At 47.6% G+C, this 19,600-nt stretch carries 15 protein-coding genes; 9 read left to right on the forward strand and 6 right to left on the reverse strand.

The annotated features are described in order from the left end of the window. Nucleotides 1-2 precede the first annotated feature (2 nt). Entirely contained in the window at nt 3-1,211 is a 1,209-nt protein-coding gene (locus tag GWG06_RS20755; RefSeq protein WP_127039269.1) for a serine hydrolase, read from the reverse strand. A 259-nt stretch (nt 1,212-1,470) separates the two neighbouring features. Between GWG06_RS20755 and secDF the strand changes: the two genes are divergently transcribed. Continuing rightward, on the forward strand, nt 1,471-4,638 hold the full coding sequence (secDF, locus tag GWG06_RS20760; protein ID WP_160715665.1) for a protein translocase subunit SecDF: 3,168 nt from the start codon (nt 1,471-1,473) through the stop codon (nt 4,636-4,638). A 182-nt stretch (nt 4,639-4,820) separates the two neighbouring features. Here the strand turns inward: secDF and GWG06_RS20765 are convergent, their stop codons facing one another. Both GWG06_RS20765 and coaE read right to left on the reverse strand, forming a co-directional pair. Beyond that, entirely contained in the window at nt 4,821-5,111 is a 291-nt protein-coding gene (locus tag GWG06_RS20765; RefSeq protein WP_127044233.1) for a HesB/IscA family protein, read from the reverse strand. Between the two features lie 69 nt (nt 5,112-5,180). Beyond that, nucleotides 5,181-5,777 carry a dephospho-CoA kinase gene (coaE, locus tag GWG06_RS20770; RefSeq protein ID WP_127044232.1) on the reverse strand — a complete coding sequence of 199 codons (597 nt, stop codon included), beginning with the start codon at nt 5,775-5,777 and terminating at the stop codon, nt 5,181-5,183. A gap of 409 nt (nt 5,778-6,186) precedes the next feature. On the opposite strand from coaE, the gene GWG06_RS20775 reads away from it, so the two are divergent. Both GWG06_RS20775 and GWG06_RS20780 read left to right on the forward strand, forming a co-directional pair. Further along, nucleotides 6,187-7,908, forward strand: coding sequence for an ATP-binding response regulator (locus GWG06_RS20775; protein WP_160715667.1), 1,722 nt, complete (start codon nt 6,187-6,189; stop codon nt 7,906-7,908). Between the two features lie 136 nt (nt 7,909-8,044). Continuing rightward, on the forward strand, nt 8,045-9,685 hold the full coding sequence (locus GWG06_RS20780; protein WP_160715669.1) for a peptide MFS transporter: 1,641 nt from the start codon (nt 8,045-8,047) through the stop codon (nt 9,683-9,685). 55 nt (nt 9,686-9,740) lie between these two features. Here GWG06_RS20780 and yajC read toward each other — a convergent pair whose 3' ends face one another. From yajC to nusB, 3 genes are read right to left on the reverse strand one after another with little or no spacing between them, the layout of a single operon-like run. Continuing rightward, nucleotides 9,741-10,070 (reverse strand): preprotein translocase subunit YajC, encoded by a 330-nt coding sequence (yajC, locus tag GWG06_RS20785; RefSeq protein WP_127044229.1) that lies wholly within the window; start codon nt 10,068-10,070, stop codon nt 9,741-9,743. A gap of 30 nt (nt 10,071-10,100) precedes the next feature. Further along, nucleotides 10,101-10,553, reverse strand: coding sequence for a DUF1573 domain-containing protein (locus GWG06_RS20790; protein ID WP_127044228.1), 453 nt, complete (start codon nt 10,551-10,553; stop codon nt 10,101-10,103). A 36-nt stretch (nt 10,554-10,589) separates the two neighbouring features. Further along, nucleotides 10,590-11,486 carry a transcription antitermination factor NusB gene (gene nusB, locus GWG06_RS20795; protein WP_235938458.1) on the reverse strand — a complete coding sequence of 299 codons (897 nt, stop codon included), beginning with the start codon at nt 11,484-11,486 and terminating at the stop codon, nt 10,590-10,592. A 441-nt stretch (nt 11,487-11,927) separates the two neighbouring features. On the opposite strand from nusB, the gene GWG06_RS20800 reads away from it, so the two are divergent. The 6 genes from GWG06_RS20800 to GWG06_RS20825 all read left to right on the forward strand — a co-directional run bounded on the left by GWG06_RS20800 (nt 11,928) and on the right by GWG06_RS20825 (nt 19,600). Beyond that, nucleotides 11,928-12,209: a co-chaperone GroES gene (locus tag GWG06_RS20800; RefSeq protein ID WP_127042951.1), complete on the forward strand. Its 282-nt coding sequence runs from the start codon at nt 11,928-11,930 to the stop codon at nt 12,207-12,209. A gap of 53 nt (nt 12,210-12,262) precedes the next feature. After that, nucleotides 12,263-13,900 carry a chaperonin GroEL gene (gene groL / locus GWG06_RS20805; protein ID WP_127042952.1) on the forward strand — a complete coding sequence of 546 codons (1,638 nt, stop codon included), beginning with the start codon at nt 12,263-12,265 and terminating at the stop codon, nt 13,898-13,900. 138 nt (nt 13,901-14,038) lie between these two features. Continuing rightward, a complete protein-coding gene (locus tag GWG06_RS20810) occupies nt 14,039-14,524 on the forward strand; it encodes an FKBP-type peptidyl-prolyl cis-trans isomerase (RefSeq protein WP_127042953.1) in 486 nt (161 codons plus the stop codon). Between the two features lie 37 nt (nt 14,525-14,561). Continuing rightward, a complete protein-coding gene (locus tag GWG06_RS20815) occupies nt 14,562-15,041 on the forward strand; it encodes an FKBP-type peptidyl-prolyl cis-trans isomerase (protein WP_127042955.1) in 480 nt (159 codons plus the stop codon). Between the two features lie 158 nt (nt 15,042-15,199). Next, complete coding sequence (locus tag GWG06_RS20820) at nt 15,200-16,627, forward strand: L-serine ammonia-lyase (protein ID WP_127042957.1); 1,428 nt, start codon at nt 15,200-15,202, stop codon at nt 16,625-16,627. A gap of 162 nt (nt 16,628-16,789) precedes the next feature. Next, nucleotides 16,790-19,600 (forward strand): TolB-like translocation protein, encoded by a 2,811-nt coding sequence (locus tag GWG06_RS20825; protein ID WP_160715673.1) that lies wholly within the window; start codon nt 16,790-16,792, stop codon nt 19,598-19,600.

Below are 19,600 nucleotides of genomic sequence, written 5' to 3' on the forward strand. Positions count from 1 at the left end.
ATTTATTCAGTTGCTATCTGCGTAAAGAGGCTGCCCAGGTTGGGGGGATAGCGTTTTACGCGGTTACGTTCTTCTTCATAAATAATTTCGCCCAGCGTTTTGAGAAAGGGTTTCCCGGTTTCTTCAAAAGCTTGTTTGTCATCTCCCAGAATACCGTCAGTATTCACAAATATGCTGGCTGAAAGCAGGAATTCTGTATTGCTGGCCATGTCCGCTATGTAGGCGGTATCTGTCAAAAAACCGTAAGCCCATCCGGGCTTATTGAATATTCTGATATGGTCTGGTATCTGTGCTTCTGGCATTGAGCCGAAAAGCAAAAATTTCACATATGATTGATAATATTGTTGTTCATTGTATACCGGGTTGGTAGATTCTCCGGGATATTGTGACATGCAACGATACAAAAAATTATAATCCTTGCCAGTTAAACGGAAACGTTTCGCTTTTGTTACAGCTTCCGGAAAAAATAAGGCGCGCATCATATTATGGAGATCGGCCAGCGGCAGGCGGTTACGATGGGAGAAGTCCATCGGGTTGTTTTCCAGGACGCCGCGGTGGTTGTAGTGCATGCTGCCGGCGAAGTCGTGCCGTTCGCTGAAACGGAGCCGGCTGAGGCAATCCGGCTGCTCATACAGTATTTTACCGTTGTCCCTGAAATATACCCCGTTGGTATGCATATTGGCGGCAGCATGCAGGGGGAGGCCCACCCGGTGCCTGATTTCAGTGCCGGTATATCCCAGCTCCCACAGGCGCCGGTTCAGCGGCTCCTGGCCAATGAATTCATAGAGGCGGTTGAAGGCGTCGTTATCGCTGACCAGAAATATTTTTTTGATATAATGAGAGATAGATGGTAGCTTGCCAGCCGCAGAATGATCATGAAGCACTCCCGGGTTGATGCCGGGCAGGGGGCGGGTAAGCAGGGGAGTATCCCGGTGAATGCCGTCCGGCTGCAGGTTGTTGAGCTTTTCCAGTGCCAGGATGGCCGTAGGGAGCTTCACGGTGGAAGCAGGGTAGAAGTAGTAATTATTTCCCGTACCGTAATGAAAATCGGTGAAATGCGGCCGCTGCCGGGCGTCCCGGTCTATCCGGGTATAGATGATCTGCAGCCGGTGCGCAGCAGCATCCCGGAATACCTTACCCAGACTGGCTTTACGGCTTTTCAGCAAAGCCGCAGGGAAATTATCTGTTGCCTGATAATATTGGGTTTGCATATATTTGCCGGTATTACTGACTGTAAAGCAATGAAAATATAATCAAAACCAGGAAAAAGCCAGAATCGCAGATTTAATTATTTTGCCGGAACAGTACTGAATGAGTATCGCGGATTTAGAAAAAATGGATGCTGATAAGCCCTGAAAGTCAATCGTATATTGATTTTTAGCCACTTTTAAGTTGGGCTTTAATATATCAATTTAAATTCTATCTTTGCAACTCTTAAAATTTTTTTATTATAAACCCGAAACAAACAACATGCAACTTAAAGGACTGGTAAGATTTTTTGCCATCGCACTGATCCTTATCTCTTTGTACCAATTGTCCTTCACGTTTTTGGTAAGGAACTATGAGAAGAAGATAGAGCAGCAGGCTGAGAATGATGTAGCCAAGCAATTCCCTACCGCAGCACAGAAATATCCTGGTAGCACCGAGCAGCAGGCTTTCTACTCTGACACGCTGAAAGGATTCGTTAAACAAAGAAGACAAGCGATTGTGGACAGCACCAGCAATAAGCAGATTGCAGGTTTCCCATGGTACGTTACCTATAACAAGGCAAAGGAAAAAGAGTTGAATCTCGGTCTTGACCTCGTTGGTGGTATGAACGTAGTACTGGAAGTAAGCGTAGAAGACGTTATCCGCGCTTTATCCGGTCAATCCAAGGATCCTGCCTTTAACAAAGCGCTGGATCTGGCTGAAGAACGCAAAAAAACAAACCAGACTGACTTTGTTACGCTGTTCGGGCAAACATATGCGGAAGTGGCTCCCCAGGGTCGCCTGGCTACCATCTTCGCCAATGCTTATCAGAAAGACATCACTTTCAACTCCTCCAACGCGCAGGTACTGGACATGATCCGCAAGGAATCACGTGCAGCTATCAAAAACACCTACATCGTACTGCAGAAACGTATCGATAAATTCGGTGTGGCCCAGCCCAACATCAGCCTGGATGAAAATAAAGGTCTGATCTCCGTGGAACTGGCCGGCGTGGATAATGCTGAACGTGTACGCAAATACCTGCAGGCTACCGCCAACCTGGAATTCAGGGAAGTTTACAAAAACAGCCCGGAATTTTTCCAGAATGTGCTGACGCCAATGAACGAAGCCATCAAAAATTCCATCGGTGGTTCCAATACCGCAAAACCAGCTGCCGATACTGCAAAAGCTGCTGTAGCTGCTGCTGAAACAGCTGCCGATACCAGCAAAACCGGTAAACTGAGCGACTATCTGTCTAAAGACAGCGGTAAAGCTGCCAAGGCGGATACCGGTAAAAAAGCCCAGGAACTGCAGATCAAGGAAATGCAGAAACAGAACCCGCTGTTCACCATCATGTTCCCCATGATCGATCAGCAGTCCGGTTCCCTGATACCAAGCCCTTCTATCGGTCGTATCTTACCTAAAGACACTGCTACTTTCCGTTCCTATCTCAATTTACCTGCTGTACAGGCTATCCTGCCTAAAGATGCGGTATTTGCTTTCGGTCCGGAAAATAAAGAAGATAAATATGGCCCGCTGCCTGTTTACGTGCTGAAAGTAAATCCTGCCAACCCTGCGCCACGCGTAGGCGGCGAAAGGATCGTAGACGCCCGTCAGGATATGGACCAGAACAACCAGCCGGAAATCAGCATGACGATGGATAACATCGGTGCGCACGAGTGGAAAAAACTCACCGGCGAACTGGCTCCTGCCAACCCGAAAGATCCGTCTACCCTCAACTTTGTGGCAGTAGTACTGGATAACATCGTTTATTCCGCTCCTTCCATCCAGGGTGAAATTGCCGGCGGCCGTTCCTCTATCAGCGGTAGCTTTACCATCGAAGAAGCGAATGACCTGGCCAACATCCTGAAATCCGGTAAAATGCCTGCTCCTGCACGCATCGTACAGGAACAGATTGTAGGACCTACCCTCGGTGCTGAATCCATCGCCGCGGGCGCCAAATCCTTCATGATCTCCTTTGTGATCATCTTCGTACTCATGCTGGTGTATTACAACTCCGCCGGCTGGGTAGCCAATATCGCACTGGTTCTGAACCTGCTGTTTACCTTCGGTATCCTGGCATCACTCGGGGCCACCTTAACCATGGCTGGTATCGCTGGTCTGGTGCTGACCATCGGTATGGCGGTAGATACAAACGTAATCATCTTCGAAAGGATCAAGGATGAACTGACCCATGGCAACTCCTACCCGGATGCTATCTCCAAAGGTTACAGACGCTCCTATGCTCCTGTACTCGATGGTCACGTAACATCCCTGCTCACGGCCATCATCCTGTTCTACTTCGGTCTGGGTCCTGTACTGGGCTTCGCTACCACACAGATCATAGGTTTGCTCCTGTCCCTGTTCTGCGGTATCATGATCTCCCGTATGGTAACTGACTGGTGGACTAACAAGAAAAGACACTTCGAATACTTTACGCCTGTATCCCGCAGCATATTCAAACACGCCGCATTTGATTTCGTAGGTAAACGTAAATATGCCTACATCATCTCTGCCATCGTAATGGTAGCCGGTGTATCTTCCTTCTTCAACGGATTCGATCACGGTATCGACTTCTCCGGTGGCCGCAGCTTCACTGTTCGTTTCGAAAAACCAATGAACAGACAGGAAGTGGCCGACGTACTGAGGAAAGAATACGGTTCTGAAGTTTTCGTTAAAACTATCGGTAACACCAACCAGCTGAACATCACTACTGCCTATAAAATTGAACAGCAAAGCCTGGCAGTAGATAAAGAAGTAACAGATAAACTGTATAATGGTCTGAAGAAATACTATGACGCCAGCGTAACACCTGACGCATTTATGACCCGCTTTATTGTAGGTTCACAGACAGTTTCCCCGACCATTTCCGATGATCTCCGCGCAGGTGCGGTGAAGGCTACCATCCTGTCACTGGTGGTGATCTTCCTCTACATCCTGTTACGATTCAACAAATGGCAGTATTCTATCGGTACTATCTTCTCCCTGCTGCACGACGTACTGGTTACACTGGCAGTATTCTCCTGGTGCAGAAACATCGTTCCGTTCACACTGGAAATTGACCAGCACTTCATCGCTGCGATCCTGACAGTAATTGGTTTCTCCATGAACGATACGGTGATCGTATTCGACAGAATCCGTGAATACTTCAGAACAGGCGTACACGGCAAAAACAGGGATGTAGTGATCAACAAAGCGATCAACGATACCCTGAGCCGTACTATCATGACGTCTCTCACTGTATTCCTGACCATCCTGGTACTGTTCATCTTCGGTGGTGAAGTTACCCGCGGTTTCGCCTTCGCGATGCTGGTGGGTGTAATCACCGGTACTTACTCCTCTATCTTCGTTGCGGCGCCGGTACTGGTTGACTTCGACAAGAAAAACCAGCTTTCCAACGAAAGCGAGGCTGTAGCAGTAACTGAAAAGAAAGCAACTGCAGCAAAATAATTGAAGTGAGATAACTGAAATTATGTTTGATATAAAAAAGGGCTGACCACTGGTCAGCCCTTTTTATTTTATTATTTTGTTATTTGAGATGTTGAAGCCCATCCGGATTTTCTTTTGCACCTATAGGTACAAGGAAAGTCCGGATGGGCTTCAACATCTCAAATAACAAAATAATAAAATAACTACATAAAAGTGAAGCCTGCAGCCTCTTCGTTCTCCTGGTAATCTACTTTTTTTCCGGAGAGGTACATGCTGTGGGCTTTTTTGATGATGACGGGGATGCCATCTATTTCGAAAAGGTCGTCGTCTTCCAGGCGGGCATCGAAACCCAGCATAAAGGCCATACCGGAGCAACCGCCGCCTTTAACGCCTACACGAAGGAACGGTGTTTCACTTTCTGGCTGCAATAATTGTTTTACTACTGCTACAGCCCTGGATGTCAGGGTGATGGGAGCAGGGAGTGTTGTATCCATTTCCGGTGCTTTTGTGCAAAGTTAGCAAAATAGCAACGGAAGAATGACGCCGGTAACCGGGAGGTAACCTCAGGAGGCAGTGGCCATCTTCATAAAGGTTTCATGGAGGGCGAGCACCTGCGGAATAACCATTTGCTGTTCATCGTTCTGGATAACATAATCGCACAGGCGCATCTTTATTTTTTCATCTATCTGTTTATACATGCGTGCCAGCACCTCATCGCGGGTAACGTTATCGCGCTTCATGACCCGATGAATACGCAAAGGCTGCGGCGCATACACCCCGATGATTTTATCGAGATAGTGGAAGGATTCTGTTTCAAATAACAACGCGGCTTCCTTCAATACATAGGGAGTCGTCTGTTGATGTGCCCACTGGTCTGAATCCCTGATGGTAGCGGGATGCACGAGAGAATTAAGCAATGCCAGCTTATCTTTATCGTTGAATACGATATTACCTAAGTATTTGCGGTTGAGGGCGCCGCTTTCATCATACACTTCCGGTCCGAAATGTTCCCTGACAGCTGCTGCCAGGGCTTTATCCCTGACAAGAATATCTTTGGCGCGGTCATCTGCATAATATACAGGAACGCCCAGTAATTCAAATATCTTGCTGACGGTACTTTTGCCGGAGCCGATGCCTCCGGTGATTCCAATCTTTAACATACCCCAAGTTAAGGGTTTACCGTAAAACGGAGAAGAAATAAGATGACTATCTTAGTTGAGCATATTTGTGCCGGTGCAGTACTGCTTAACATGTATTTAACGGCAACTTTATCCGGGGATGCTGATGTTTGTGAATTGAAAAACCTGCATGCTGAATCTGACCGGAATCTGTTGCCTGCAAATTTTTGCAGATAATGATCCGTGCAACCGGCGTGAACTTTTAAATTACCTGAACGGGTGGCAGCATCAAAGGCAAAGCTCGTATATATCCTGAGCGGGACAATAAGCTGTAATTATCAGAAACCCTCATCAACAATTAACCAACCCCCGAGATTAAATGAAGCGCTTCATCAACATTATTTTACGGATCTGTGAGGGAACGAAAGATAGCATCAATACCCTTTTACGGATGGGGATTGATAAAGAAGATAGTTCAGAACTGCAGAAGGCCGTGTGCCTTATCAATACCCTGGCTTTCTGGACAGCGGTGCTGGTGATGACCGTCGGGTATTTTCTGTTCCTGCTCACGGGGGCCGTCCTGGTCCTGTCTGCGGTTCTGCTGGAAGTACTGGCCTTCAGCGGCGTAATTATGCTGAACCGCTACCGGAAACACCGGCTGGCAGCCCGTTTTATCCTGCTGATTCACTGTGCGCTGGCCATTTACTTTGGCACCATCCTGGGAAATGTAATGCAGCCGGAACTGCTGACGGTTGTCTGGATGGCCATTTTCCTGCTGGCCTTTTTTATCGGGGGAGGTTATTTCTTTTATGGCAGCCGTAATGTAAAATACCTGGGTCTGTTGTTATCCATGATTGTCTTTGTAGTGCTGCAGCTGAATGATTATTACAGGATGATAACGCCGGTGTATATACGCCCTGAATATCTGAACATCGGAAAAATCAGCTGCTGCATCGGGATGATGGCGCTGATGTATTTCGTCAGCATTTGTATCATCAATCAGAATGATGCCTTTAAGGCGGAGAACAGGCAGCTGCTGGCCCGGCTGGAGGCGGCCAATGAAGCCAAAACCGTATGGGTGAATGAATACAGCCATGAAATCCGGATTCCGTTAAATACCCTGATCGGTATGGCACAGATCATTCATTCCAATATTGATAAAATTGCCGATAAGGAAATTATCAGGGATATTGAAGAATTGAATAAAGCCGGACTGCTGGCCAGGGAGATCATCAACAATATCCTGGATATGGCCAAGATAGAAGCCGGTAAAGACGATCCCCGGATGGAAGCCGTGCAGCTGAAAGATATCCTGAACAGAAGCATGTCCATGAACCGGTATATGACCCAGGTTAAAGGCATTACCATCGGGATAGACTACGATCATCATATTCCCCGGTACATCCTGACAGACCAGATCTTTCTGCAGAAGATCATCAACAACCTGGTGTCCAATGCCCTGAAATTCTCACCGGATGGAACCGGCGTGCTGATTACCGTAGCCATTTTAAAAGGTTGTATTCACTTTACCATCAGGAATACAGGCAGCATATCTCCCGAAAAAGTTACCTGTATGATAGAAGCCTTTGAATCGGAACGGAATAAAACCTTTTCCGGTACCGGCCTGGGGTTATCTATCGCCCGGAAGCTGGTGGAAAAACTGGGTGGTAGTTTAAAAATCCAGTCGAGAGACAACTTTGTGTTCGTCTCCTTCGATATCCCCCTGCAGGCCGGCATCAGAACAGCAGAGGAGAAGGAGATAGGGCTGATCCGCGACCGGCTTTTTGAAGGGTTGAAGGTACTGATTATGGAAGATGATGCTATTTTTCAGCGGGTATATCAGCGTTGGTGCGACCGCGTAGGACTTGCCTGTCTTATTGTTAACAATGGCATAGAAGGGATAGAAGCGCTGCAGACATTTACGCCTGATTTTATTATCTGTGATGATCATATGCCCCGCATGATGGGAACAGATGTGCTGAAGGCTATCAGGAACATGCCCGATAAGGCCGGCATACCGGTTTTTATGGTTACTGCCGATGCATTTGGTATCGGGGGCGACCGCTTTATGAAGGAGGGCGCCGCTATTCAGCTGGCGAAGCCATTAAGGATTGATGATTTAAATGCCATGGTATTGCAGTATGTGCCCGTTAATCCCCTGAAAGAGAGCTGACCGGCAGGAGTCAGAATGGCCTCTCATCATTTTTCCTGTTGCAAATGCCTCCGATTCACAATGTTTAGCATATTTTAGCAGTTTGGCTGTAGCCTTCGGAGCGTAACCTGTACCACAAACTGACGATTAATTTAATATGCAAACACCACGTAAACATCCGGCAGCATTGCCTTTCCTGTTCCTTTCCGAAATGTGGGAGCGATTCGGGTTTTATCTGATTCTGGGAATTTTCCAGTTATACCTGACTGATACCGCGAAAGGGGGCTGGGGAATGGACCGCGCCACAGCGGCCGATATCTTCGGTACCTTCATCGCTTTTGTGTACCTGACTCCCTTCCTGGGCGGCCTGCTGGCGGACCGTAAGCTGGGCTACAGCAAATCCATTATCATCGGGGGAATCCTGATGGGAATAGGGTATATAGGACTGGCCGTACATAACCTGACCGTATTTTACCTGTCGCTGGCACTGATCTGTATCGGTAACGGCTTTTTCAAACCGAACATATCCACCTTGCTGGGCAATGTTTATAATGATGATAACTATCGCAGCCGGAAAGATACCGGGTACAATATCTTCTACATGGGTATCAACATTGGTGCATTTATCTGTAATTTCTTTGCGGCCTTCCTGCGCAATACCATAGGATGGGGAGCAGCCTTTATTGCCGCAGGAATTGGCATGTTCCTGGGGGTGTTGATTTTTGTTATCGGGATGAAGCATTACCGCCATGCCGATGTACGCAAGCCCGAACAGCCTGGAGATATGCCGCTGAGCAGAATATTCTCCGTGGTGTTCCTGCCGGCCATTGTGGTAGGGCTGGGCGCCTGGTTTATTCCGGGTAATATCTTCGGTTCTGATTCCACAGATGCCTTCATCTTCGCCTGTATACCTATTCTGTTCTTCTTTGTATCATTGCTGGTAAAGGCGGACTCCAAGGATCGCAAGCCCATAGCGGCACTGCTGGCAATCTTTGCGGTATCTATCGTATTCTGGGCAGTATTCAAACAGAATGGTACAGCATTGACTACCTGGGCGCAGTATTATACGGACAGGGAGATACCCGCCGTCATAGAGCAGCCTGCGCAGCAGCTGTACCTGGTGGAAACAATACAGAACAGGCCGGACTCCGTAACCGCCTTTGACAGCGAATTCCGCGTTATCCGGGATGATGCGGGCAAGCCGGTGAAGGTTTGGGATAAAGTGCCTTATTTTAAGAACATAGCGCCGGAGAAGATGCCGGCAGAAGGAAGCACCATTCATCTGTATAATACCGAGTTATTCCAGTCCATCAATCCGTTTTTCGTTATTACGCTGACACCGCTGATAGTGGCGTTCTTTGCGTTGCTGCGCCGCCGCAACCGGGAACCGTCTACCCCGTCAAAGATAGCCTGGGGGCTGTTAATATCCGCGTTGTCCACCCTGATGATGGTAGGAGCGGTGTATGTGAGTACCAATGGAGCTGTGAAGGCATCGCCCTGGTGGCTGATCGGTTGTTACGGCGTCATCACGGTAGGAGAGCTGTTCCTGAGCCCGATGGGCCTTTCCCTGGTATCCAAGCTGAGTCCGGCCCGTATCACCTCGCTGATGATGGGAGGCTGGTTTCTGGCTACTTCTATTGGGAATAAGCTGTCCGGTATACTGGCTACGTTATGGGATACCTACGATAACAAGGCCAACTATTTTCTGGTAAACTGCTTACTGCTGGGAAGTGCGGCGGCGCTGATCTTCCTGATGCTGCGGTGGCTGAACCGGATATTTAAGGAGTATGCGAAGTAACTGACATAAAAAAAGGAGGCCATTGGCCTCCTTTTCTATATAAGATCAATAAAGTCTAGGCTTTATTCTGTGCTGTTGTATATTCCATGCTGATAGCAGAACGTTCGATAGTGAAGTTGGTGCCTGGGCTTACTTCCATCAGAACGGTATTGTTATCATTCATTTTTTTCACTTTACCGTGAATACCGGCAATAGTAACAATTTTATCGCCTTCTTTCAGGTTGTCAATAAACTGTTTCTGCAGTTTGGCTTTTTTAGTCTGGGGGCGGATCATAAAGAGCCACATTACCAGGATCATACCGCCAAAAAACAGGATGGAAACCACAGGACTACCGCCTTGACCACCTTGCGGGGCCCCCATCAATAAAATGTTCAGAATGTTCATTTATACTTGATTTAAGAGTTTAAGTAAAAGTTATTTAGTGATAATATTACACTGGATTTTAGGACCTACCACATATCCGTTGCCATCGTTAACTTTGATGGATATTTCCTTTTCTGTGTAACCGGATTTCCCGTTACTGTCGAAAATCACTTTCATGAATCCGGATTCTCCTGGTTTTATCGGTGCTTTCGGCCATTCCGGTACAGTGCATCCGCAGCTGGAGATGGCGTCTTCAATCAATAATTCCTTGTTGCCGGTATTCGTGAATTTGAAGGAATATTCCACTTTTTCGCCCTGTGTAATTTCTCCGAAGTTATGCACCTTTTCTTCAAAAGAGAGCACGCCTTTTTTACCGGGATCGTTATTGCCAGCGGGCTGCTGGTTGTTAACGGTGTTGTTACTGGTTTCCTGCGCCGGCTTGTTATTATTGCAGGCAGCGAGGAAGAGGGAAGCACAGGTAAGGAAACAAAGGAATCTTTTCATATGTTTAGCATTTTGCCATAAAAATAATCCTTTCCGTTATTTTTTCGGACGGTCCTGTTTTTGTACCAGCTCTTCCTTTTCCAGGTCTTTCAGGATATTATCCAGGATACCGTTGATGAACTGGCCGCTTTGCGGTGTGCTGTAGGCTTTGGCCAGGTCGATGTATTCGTTGATGGTTACTTTGGTCGGAATGGTCGGGAAATAAAGGAATTCGCAGACACCCATTTCCATCAGTAACATATCCACGGCGGCGATGCGCTCCGGATCCCAGTTCTGCAGTTTAGGCTTGATGAGTTCCAGGCAGTATTCTTTTTTGTCGATTACTGTCAGCATCAGTTCTTTGGCATAATCCAGCTTCTCCTTGCTGATGAGCTGGAGGAAGTTGAACAGCTGCGGTTTGTTGAAGTAGTTGCTGATGAGGATGGTCATCATCTCTTCATCATCGCTCCAGTGCAGGAAGGTATCTTCCATATGCTGCAGGAACAGCTCACTTTTAGCCAGTATCTCTTTATAGATGTACTCCAGTATTTCCTTTTCACCTGCTTTGGAGCGGCCTTGCTCCGCGATATAGGCTTTATAGACATCGGTGGCCACCAGTTGGTTATACAGCTTCCGGGTCAGATCTGTATCAACCAGCTGACGCATTTTCCACTGTTCCAGGTTAACCTGAAAACCCTTGTCATTTTTAATCTGATAAATGAATTCGTTTCCTGCGATTTTTGTGTTCACCGACAGGTCCTCGGCGGAGGGTAAATGTTTGGAAGCACGGGATTGAGCATCAATTTCCGCGTACTGAGCTACCTGAACTACCGAATAAAGTAAGTAGGTAAAGATCTGGCAGGTCTGATCCAGCTTTTCATTTAAAAGCCTGGTAGCCGTGCCCGGCTTAATATTGCTTTGCTCCATCGTTTCCAGGGCATACAGTGTTTGCATCACTTTAACCCGGATATTTCTTCTACTGATCATCGTATAAAAAAGAACTGGTATAAGTGCGCAAAACTAGACAAAAAATCTGAGAATCCGGTTATTTGAGATTTGGTTATTTGAGATTTGTTTTTCATGTATAGCCCTGACAAGACCGCCCCCGGCCTTTTGAGCAGGCCGGTCGCAATGCGTAAAGTCTGTAATCCGGCATTTCTTCAGGAACCTCCGACAGAAAGGCAAATCTCAAATAACCAAATAACCAAATAACCAAATAAACCCCGTCTTAAAATGGAATCTGTCATTTTTTCCTGTACCTTGTCATGATTTGTCAGTGATAATGGCCTGCAGTACATTTACAATCTGCAAATTTGACCATAAAAGCCCGTTGGCACAATTCTCGTGGGCAAGATGCAAATTTGAAATCAACTACTTCTTTAAATAAAAACTACTATGGCTAAGAAATTAAGTATTAAACCTTTAGCTGACAGGGTAATCGTGAAACCTGCAGCAGCAGAAGAGAAAACAGCTGGTGGTATCATTATCCCCGATACTGCAAAAGAAAAACCCGTTAGAGGCACCGTGGTGGCCGCCGGTCCTGGTAAAAAAGATGAGCCTGTCACCGTTAAAGTTGGCGATACCGTGCTGTATGGCAAATACTCCGGTCAGGAACTGCCTATCGATGGCGAAGATTTTCTGATCATGAGAGAGTCTGATATCCTGGCTATCGTATAATGATAACGGAAGTATTGTATTAAACTAACTTGTAAATATTCAACTGAGAAATCATGGCGAAACAATTATTCTTCAATATAGAAGCCCGCAACAGAATGAAAAAGGGTGTAGATACCCTGGCAGATGCGGTTAAAGTTACCCTCGGTCCTAAAGGCCGTAACGTAGTGATCGAGAAAAAATTCGGCGCTCCCGGTGTAACTAAAGACGGTGTTACTGTTGCAAAAGAAATCGAACTGGAAGACGCTATCGAAAATATGGGCGCACAGATGGTGAAAGAAGTAGCATCCAAAACTGCTGACCTGGCAGGTGACGGTACTACCACTGCAACCGTACTGGCACAGGCTATCATCGGCGAAGGCCTGAAAAACGTAGCTGCAGGCGCTAACCCGATGGATCTGAAACGTGGTATCGACAAAGCTGTTAAAGCAATCGTTGAAAACCTGAGAAAACAATCCGAAAAAGTTGGTAACGATAACAAGAAAATCGAACAGGTTGCTTCTATCTCCGCCAACAACGACTCCGAAATTGGTAAACTGATCGCTGAAGCGATGAAAAAAGTAACCAAAGATGGCGTTATCACTGTAGAAGAAGCTAAAGGTACCGACACTACTGTAGAAGTAGTAGAAGGTATGCAGTTCGACCGCGGTTACCTGTCTCCCTACTTCATCACCAACAGCGAAAAAATGCAGGCTGAACTGCAGAATCCCTACATCCTGATCTACGATAAAAAGATCAGCACCATGAAGGATATCCTGCACATCCTGGAAAAAGTAGCTCAGCAGGGCGCTCCGCTGGTAATCATCTCCGAAGATCTGGAAGGTGAAGCACTGGCTACCCTCGTGGTTAACAAACTGCGCGGTACCCTGAAAGTTGCTGCTGTAAAAGCTCCTGGCTTCGGCGACAGAAGAAAGGATATGCTGCAGGACATCGCTACCCTCACCGGTGGTATCGTTATCAGCGAAGAACAAGGTTACAAACTGGAAAATGCTGACCTGACCTACCTCGGTAAAGCTGAATCCATCACTATCGATAAAGACAATACCACCATCGTTGGCGGTAAAGGTCAGAAAAAAGATATCCAGGGCCGTATCGGTCAGATCAAAGCCCAGATCGAAGTAACTACTTCCGATTACGACCGCGAAAAATTACAGGAACGCCTGGCTAAATTAAGCGGTGGTGTGGCTGTACTGTACGTTGGTGCTGCTACTGAAGTGGAAATGAAAGAGAAGAAAGATCGCGTTGACGATGCTTTACACGCTACCCGCGCTGCCGTTGAAGAAGGTATCGTTCCTGGTGGTGGTGTGGCTTACATCCGCGCTATCGAATCCCTGGATAAACTGAAAGGTGAAAACGAAGACGAACAAACCGGTATCGCTATCGTTAAACGCGCTATCGAAGAACCTCTCCGCCAGATCACTGCCAACGCAGGTATCGAAGGTTCCATCGTAGTACAGAAAGTGAAAGAAGGTAAAGGCGACTTCGGTTTCAACGCCCGCACTGAAGTTTACGAAAAAATGCTGGCTGCCGGTGTAATCGATCCTACCAAAGTTAGCCGCGTAGCACTGGAAAATGCTGCATCCATCGCTGGTATGCTGCTGACCACAGAATGCGTTATCGCTGACAAACCAGAACCTAAATCTGCTGCTCCTGCTATGCCAGGCGGTGGTCATGGTATGGGTATGGACTACTAAGATGTTCCGCATCAATATAAAAAAAACTCCTGCAGGTCCGCCTGTCAGGAGTTTTTTTATAGGGAACCAGCTTCCTGCTGTAACTTTACGCAGCACAAACCCGTTAAACAACCGGAAATGTGACATAAATTACTGCAGATGAAATTAATGCTAAAAATACCGGTTGCCTGCCTGCTCCTGTTCATGTTTGCCTGCACCAAAACGAATGATTCCCTGGAATTACTCTCCAGACAGGCCGGCGGACCCAACTCAGAGATTGAAAGCTATCTCTTCGCCCACAACGAAGCAGCGCTCCGCGACCCCTCCGGCATATACTACAGAATACTGACACCAGGCGACAGCCTGCATTTCGTCAAATCCAACTCCGTGGTATATGTCAACTATCTCAACAAACTTACCAACGGACAAATTGTTTCCTCCTCCTTCGATGTTACCAACTTCGACGGCAGAGAACTGAAAGATCATATTCCCGGCTGGCAGATCGGGCTGACCAAAATCTCCAAAGGCGGTAAAATAAGACTGTTCATCCCTCCCGTACTCGCATACGGATCCATGGGAGTACCCGACATTATTCCGCCCAACGCCGTCCTCATCTCTGATGTGGAACTGGTAGATTTCAAGTAACTTTTAATCTTAAAATAAAAACAACCATCATTTACGTATGAAGAAAGTTCTTTTACTGGGAGGAATGATTATAGCTGTACTGGCTGCCTGTTCTAAAAAAGAATCCACGCAGGAAAATTTTGACCACGTGGCGCAATATGATAAAGACAGCGTATCCATTACCAGCTACCTGAAAGCTAAAAATATCACTGCTTCCCACGACCCACGCGGTATATTCTGGAACATTATTGACAGCGGCGACCAGAAAAACAAGCCGAACCAGAATGCCAACGTTACCGTAGAGTACAAAGGAACTTTCCTGAACGGCACCGGCTTCGACAGCAGCAAAAGCGTCTCCTTCGATCTGAACAGGGTGATCCCGGGATGGACCATCGGCATGCAGAAAATCGGCAAAGGCGGCCGTATCCAGCTGTTCATACCTTCCTACTACGCATACATGCAATACGGTCAGGGCTCCGTTCCTCCAAATACCCCACTGGTATTCGACGTGAAGCTGATCAACCTGCAGGTTAAATAGCGAACCATTTGGTTATTTGAGATTTGATTATTTGAGATTTGTTGCTAATCAGTATGCTGACTGAAGTACAGCGTGCCTACTGATTAAAAACAAATCTCAAATAACTAAATCTCAAATGACCAAATAATCCCTACTTTTACAGGCAAATCAATTAAGTAGTGGCACACGAATGTATTTCTGTATTCGATATTTTTAAGATTGGCGTTGGTCCTTCCAGCTCTCATACATTAGGCCCATGGCGGGCAGCACTCCGTTTCCTGGATGAGCTGGACACAGCCGGAAAGCTATCCTCCGTTACCAATGTACAGGTGCTGCTGTATGGCTCCCTTGCCAAAACCGGCCATGGCCACGGTACTGATATTGCCGTACTGCTGGGACTTTGCGGCGATGACCCTGTCACCTTTGATGTAAACCAGATCAACAGCAAGATAGATACCCTCCGCCGCACCCGTAAAATGATGCTGGCAGGTAAATATGAAATTGACTTTGATCCTGTAGAAGATATTGAATTCCTCTTCGAGGAATCCCTCCCTTTCCATCCCAATGCACTGGTATTCCTGGTTACCTTCGCCGACGGCGACAAACGCGCAGCTACCTATTATTCTATCGGTGGCGGCTTCGTTGTACAGGAAGGCGATAACGGCGGCGGTGGCATGCAGGTAGACCTGCCGTTCCCCATCGATACCGCCCGTCAGTTGCTGCAATGGTGCATCAAAACCGGTTACAGCATCTCTGAACTGGTGATGGAAAATGAACACGCCTGGCGTCCGGAAGCCGAAACCCGTGCCGGCGTACTCAACATCTGGCGCGTCATGCAGGAATGCACGTACCGCGGATGCCACACCACCGGCGAACTCCCCGGTGGCCTGAAAGTAGCCCGCCGCGCTTTTGCCCTCAACAAAAAACTGCTGAAAGGCCGTACCTATACAGATTATAACTCCTGGATCGAAGCTATCCGCGCAGGCGGAGAACATTTTACCTATACGCTGGACTGGGTAAGCTGCTTCGCACTCGCCGTAAATGAGGAAAATGCCTCCTTCGGCCGCGTTGTCACCGCACCCACCAACGGCGCAGCAGGCGTAATACCCGCCGTACTGCAATATTACATCGCCTTCTGCGATGGCCTCCACGATGACAAAATCCTGCAGTTCCTGCTCACCGCCTCTGAAATCGGCAGCATCTTCAAGAAAAGATCTACCATTTCCGCAGCTATGGGGGGCTGTCAGGCTGAAATAGGCGTGTCTTCCGCTATGGCGGCAGCTGCACTCACCGAATGCCTCGGCGGTTCGCAAAGACAGGTACTCATGGCCGCGGAAATAGCCATGGAACACCATCTTGGACTTACCTGCGACCCCATCGGCGGACTGGTACAGATTCCCTGCATTGAAAGAAATACTATGGGCGCCATCAAAGCCATTACCGCCTCCCAGCTGGCCCTGCAAAGCAACCCGGAACTGGCAAAAGTATCCCTGGACGCTGTTGTAAAAACCATGTGGGACACCGCCCTGGACATGAATTCCAAATACAAGGAAACCTCCGACGGCGGCCTCGCTGTAAACATACCTATCAGTCTCTCTGAATGCTAGACTGCACATAAGTAATTACGAATTACAAATTACCAATTACGAATGAAAGCGAAGATTTAAGCGAAGATTAAAATATGTTATCGTTTAATGATGTATCTTAATCTCCACTTAAATCTTCGCTTTCATTCGTAATTGGTAATTTGTAATTCGTAATTGAAACATATGTATCGTTCCCTTTGCTGGCTGCTCCTGTTATTGCCTTTGTCCCTGTCCGCCCAACGTTTTGGCGGTAACCCGCCTTCCCTTAAATGGCAGCAGATTAATACAGATACTGTTCGTGTAATTTTTCCCAAAGGCCTGTCGGCACAAGGGGAGCGTGTAGCCAATATCGTTACCTGGCTGAACCGCTATACCCGTTCCTCTATCGGTAACCTGGAACGTAAGGTGGATATAGTATTACAGAACCAGACCATGCAATCCAACGGGTATGTGCAGCTGGGACCTTTCCGGTCCGAGTTTTACCTGTCACCTTCTCCGTCGGCATTTGACCTCGGCTCCCTGAACTGGGTGGAGCAGCTGTCCCTGCACGAATACCGCCACGTACTGCAGAATATGAACTTCCGCCAGGGCGTGTCTAAAGTGTTCTCCTGGCTGGGCGGCGATCTCGGACAGGCAGCTGTTACCAATATTGCTGTGCCTAACTGGTTCTGGGAAGGCGATGCCGTGATTAATGAAACCGTTTTCAGTCCGCAGGGACGCGGCCGGCTTCCCGCTTTCTTCGATGGTTTCCGCGGACTATCCCTCGCAGGTAAACGTTACAGCTATATGAAAATCAGGAATGGGTCCTTCCGTGACTTCATCCCGGATCATTACCCGCTGGGCTATCTGATGACAGCCTACGGCCGTGAGCATTATGGCAATGACTTCTGGAAAGGTGTTACCAGTGATGCGGTGCGTTACCGCGGCGTGTTTTACCCCTTCTCCCGCAGCCTGAAGAAGCGCACCGGCAAAAATGTTACAGGCTTCTATGCTGCCATGCTGGAGGAATATCAGACACAATGGAATCAGTACGCCTCCCGGCCCGATACCACGCCGGCAGTACCATTGAAGGCAACTGCCAGAACGGTGACTGACTATAAATATGTATACGCTGCCGGCAATAATGAATGGATTGTATTGAAAGAATCCTACGATAAAATTCCCGGTATATACTTCCTGCAGGCCGGCGGCAGAGAAAAACTGCTGCTCAGACCCGGTATGGTATACGATGAATACTTCAGCTACCGCAATGGCCGCATTGTATGGGCCGCCGCACGTTTTGACGTACGCTGGGGCTGGAAGAATTTTTCCGTTATTCGGGTATACAATAATGCAAACGGCTGTACGAAAACAGTTTCTGCCCGCGGTAAATTCTTCTCACCGGATATCAGCAATAATGGCGACAAGGTAATAGCAGCTGCCATTACGCCGGAACAAACCTATAACCTGCAGCTGATCGATGTGCAGACCGGTACCGTAGAAAAGATATTGCCTAACCCGGACAACTGGTACTATACCTATCCTAAGTTTACGGCAGATGATAAGTCCGTTATCAGCGCCGTTCGTAACCAGGAAGGGGCGATGGCCCTGGTACAACAGTCGCTTGTTACCGGCGAAACCGAACCCCTCACGCCCTTCGGATATAATGCGCTCGGCGCTCCGGTGATAAATGGAGATACCATTTATTTTACATCCGGCTATAAAGATGTAAATAACGTATATGCATTGACGTTATCGGATAAAAAAACCTTTGCGGTCACAGACAGGGGACGCAGTGCGCTGCATGCAGCAGTAGATCCGCAGCAGGACAGCCTGGTGTTCAGCGAATTTACCGCCGGGGGATATAAGCTGTATCATGCCGCAATGCCTGCCGGCAGCTGGAAAGAGGTCAGCATTGACCAGACAGCTCACAGCAAATGGCTGCAACCACCGGCAGCAGAAGAGGATAATATCCTCCGTAAAGTGCCGCACGATTCTTTCCCTGTAAAAAAATACGCACAGCTCTCCCGGCCATTCAACTTCCACAGCTGGACACCCTTTTTCATTGACCCTGATTATGGTATTTCCCTGTCCGGAGAAAATATACTGAATACAACTTCTACCAGGCTGGCGTATACCTACAACCGTAATGAAGGGAACTCCAAACTGAGTGCGGACTTTACTTTCAGCGGCCTGTTCCCGTATCTTACTACCGGTGTCGACTATACGATAAATAGGAATACACTGGCGCCCAGGATAGGCCGCCTTTACTGGAATGAACTTTCATGGCATGCGGGCTATTCCGTTCCGCTGAATTTTTCATCCGGCCTCTATAGCCGTAACATGCTCCTGGCGGGTAATTACAACATATTACAGCGGTATGAACAGGGTAATTTTAAGTTCAAAACAAACAGCCTGCAATACCTCAGCAACCAGCTGGTGTTTAGTAATATGCGTATAAAGGCGAAGCAAAATCTCTTTTCACATTTCGGACAATACCTGGCGCTGCAGTATAACCATTCCCTGGGAACTCCTTACGCAGAGCAGTTCTATGGCCGGTTTGACCTGTATTTACCCGGCTTGTGGCAGAACCACAGCCTGGTACTGCAATCAGCCTTTCAGCAACGCGATCAGCAGTTCAATTACACCTTTTCTGACAATTTCGTATATGCGAGAGGGTATAACACACCGTTTTATGACCGCGTTTATAAGCTGGGCGCCAATTATCACCTGCCGCTGGCATATCCTGACTGGGGCTTTGCACAACTGATCTATTTTAACCGTATCAGGGCAAACCTGTTCTATGATTACAGCGTAGCGCGTGATTTTACCGTTAACCGCAATAACCGCTTTACATCTGCAGGTACAGAGGTTTTCCTGGATACCAGGTTGGGAAATGCACTGCCATTCTCTTTTGGCGCACGTTTCAGCCATCTGTTTGATCGCAATCCGGGAGAAGATATTCAGAACAGGTTTGAATTTATCATCCCTATTCAGCAGTTGTTCAGTAATTGA

The organism is Chitinophaga solisilvae, from assembly GCF_009928525.1.
Lineage (GTDB): Bacteria > Bacteroidota > Bacteroidia > Chitinophagales > Chitinophagaceae > Chitinophaga > Chitinophaga solisilvae.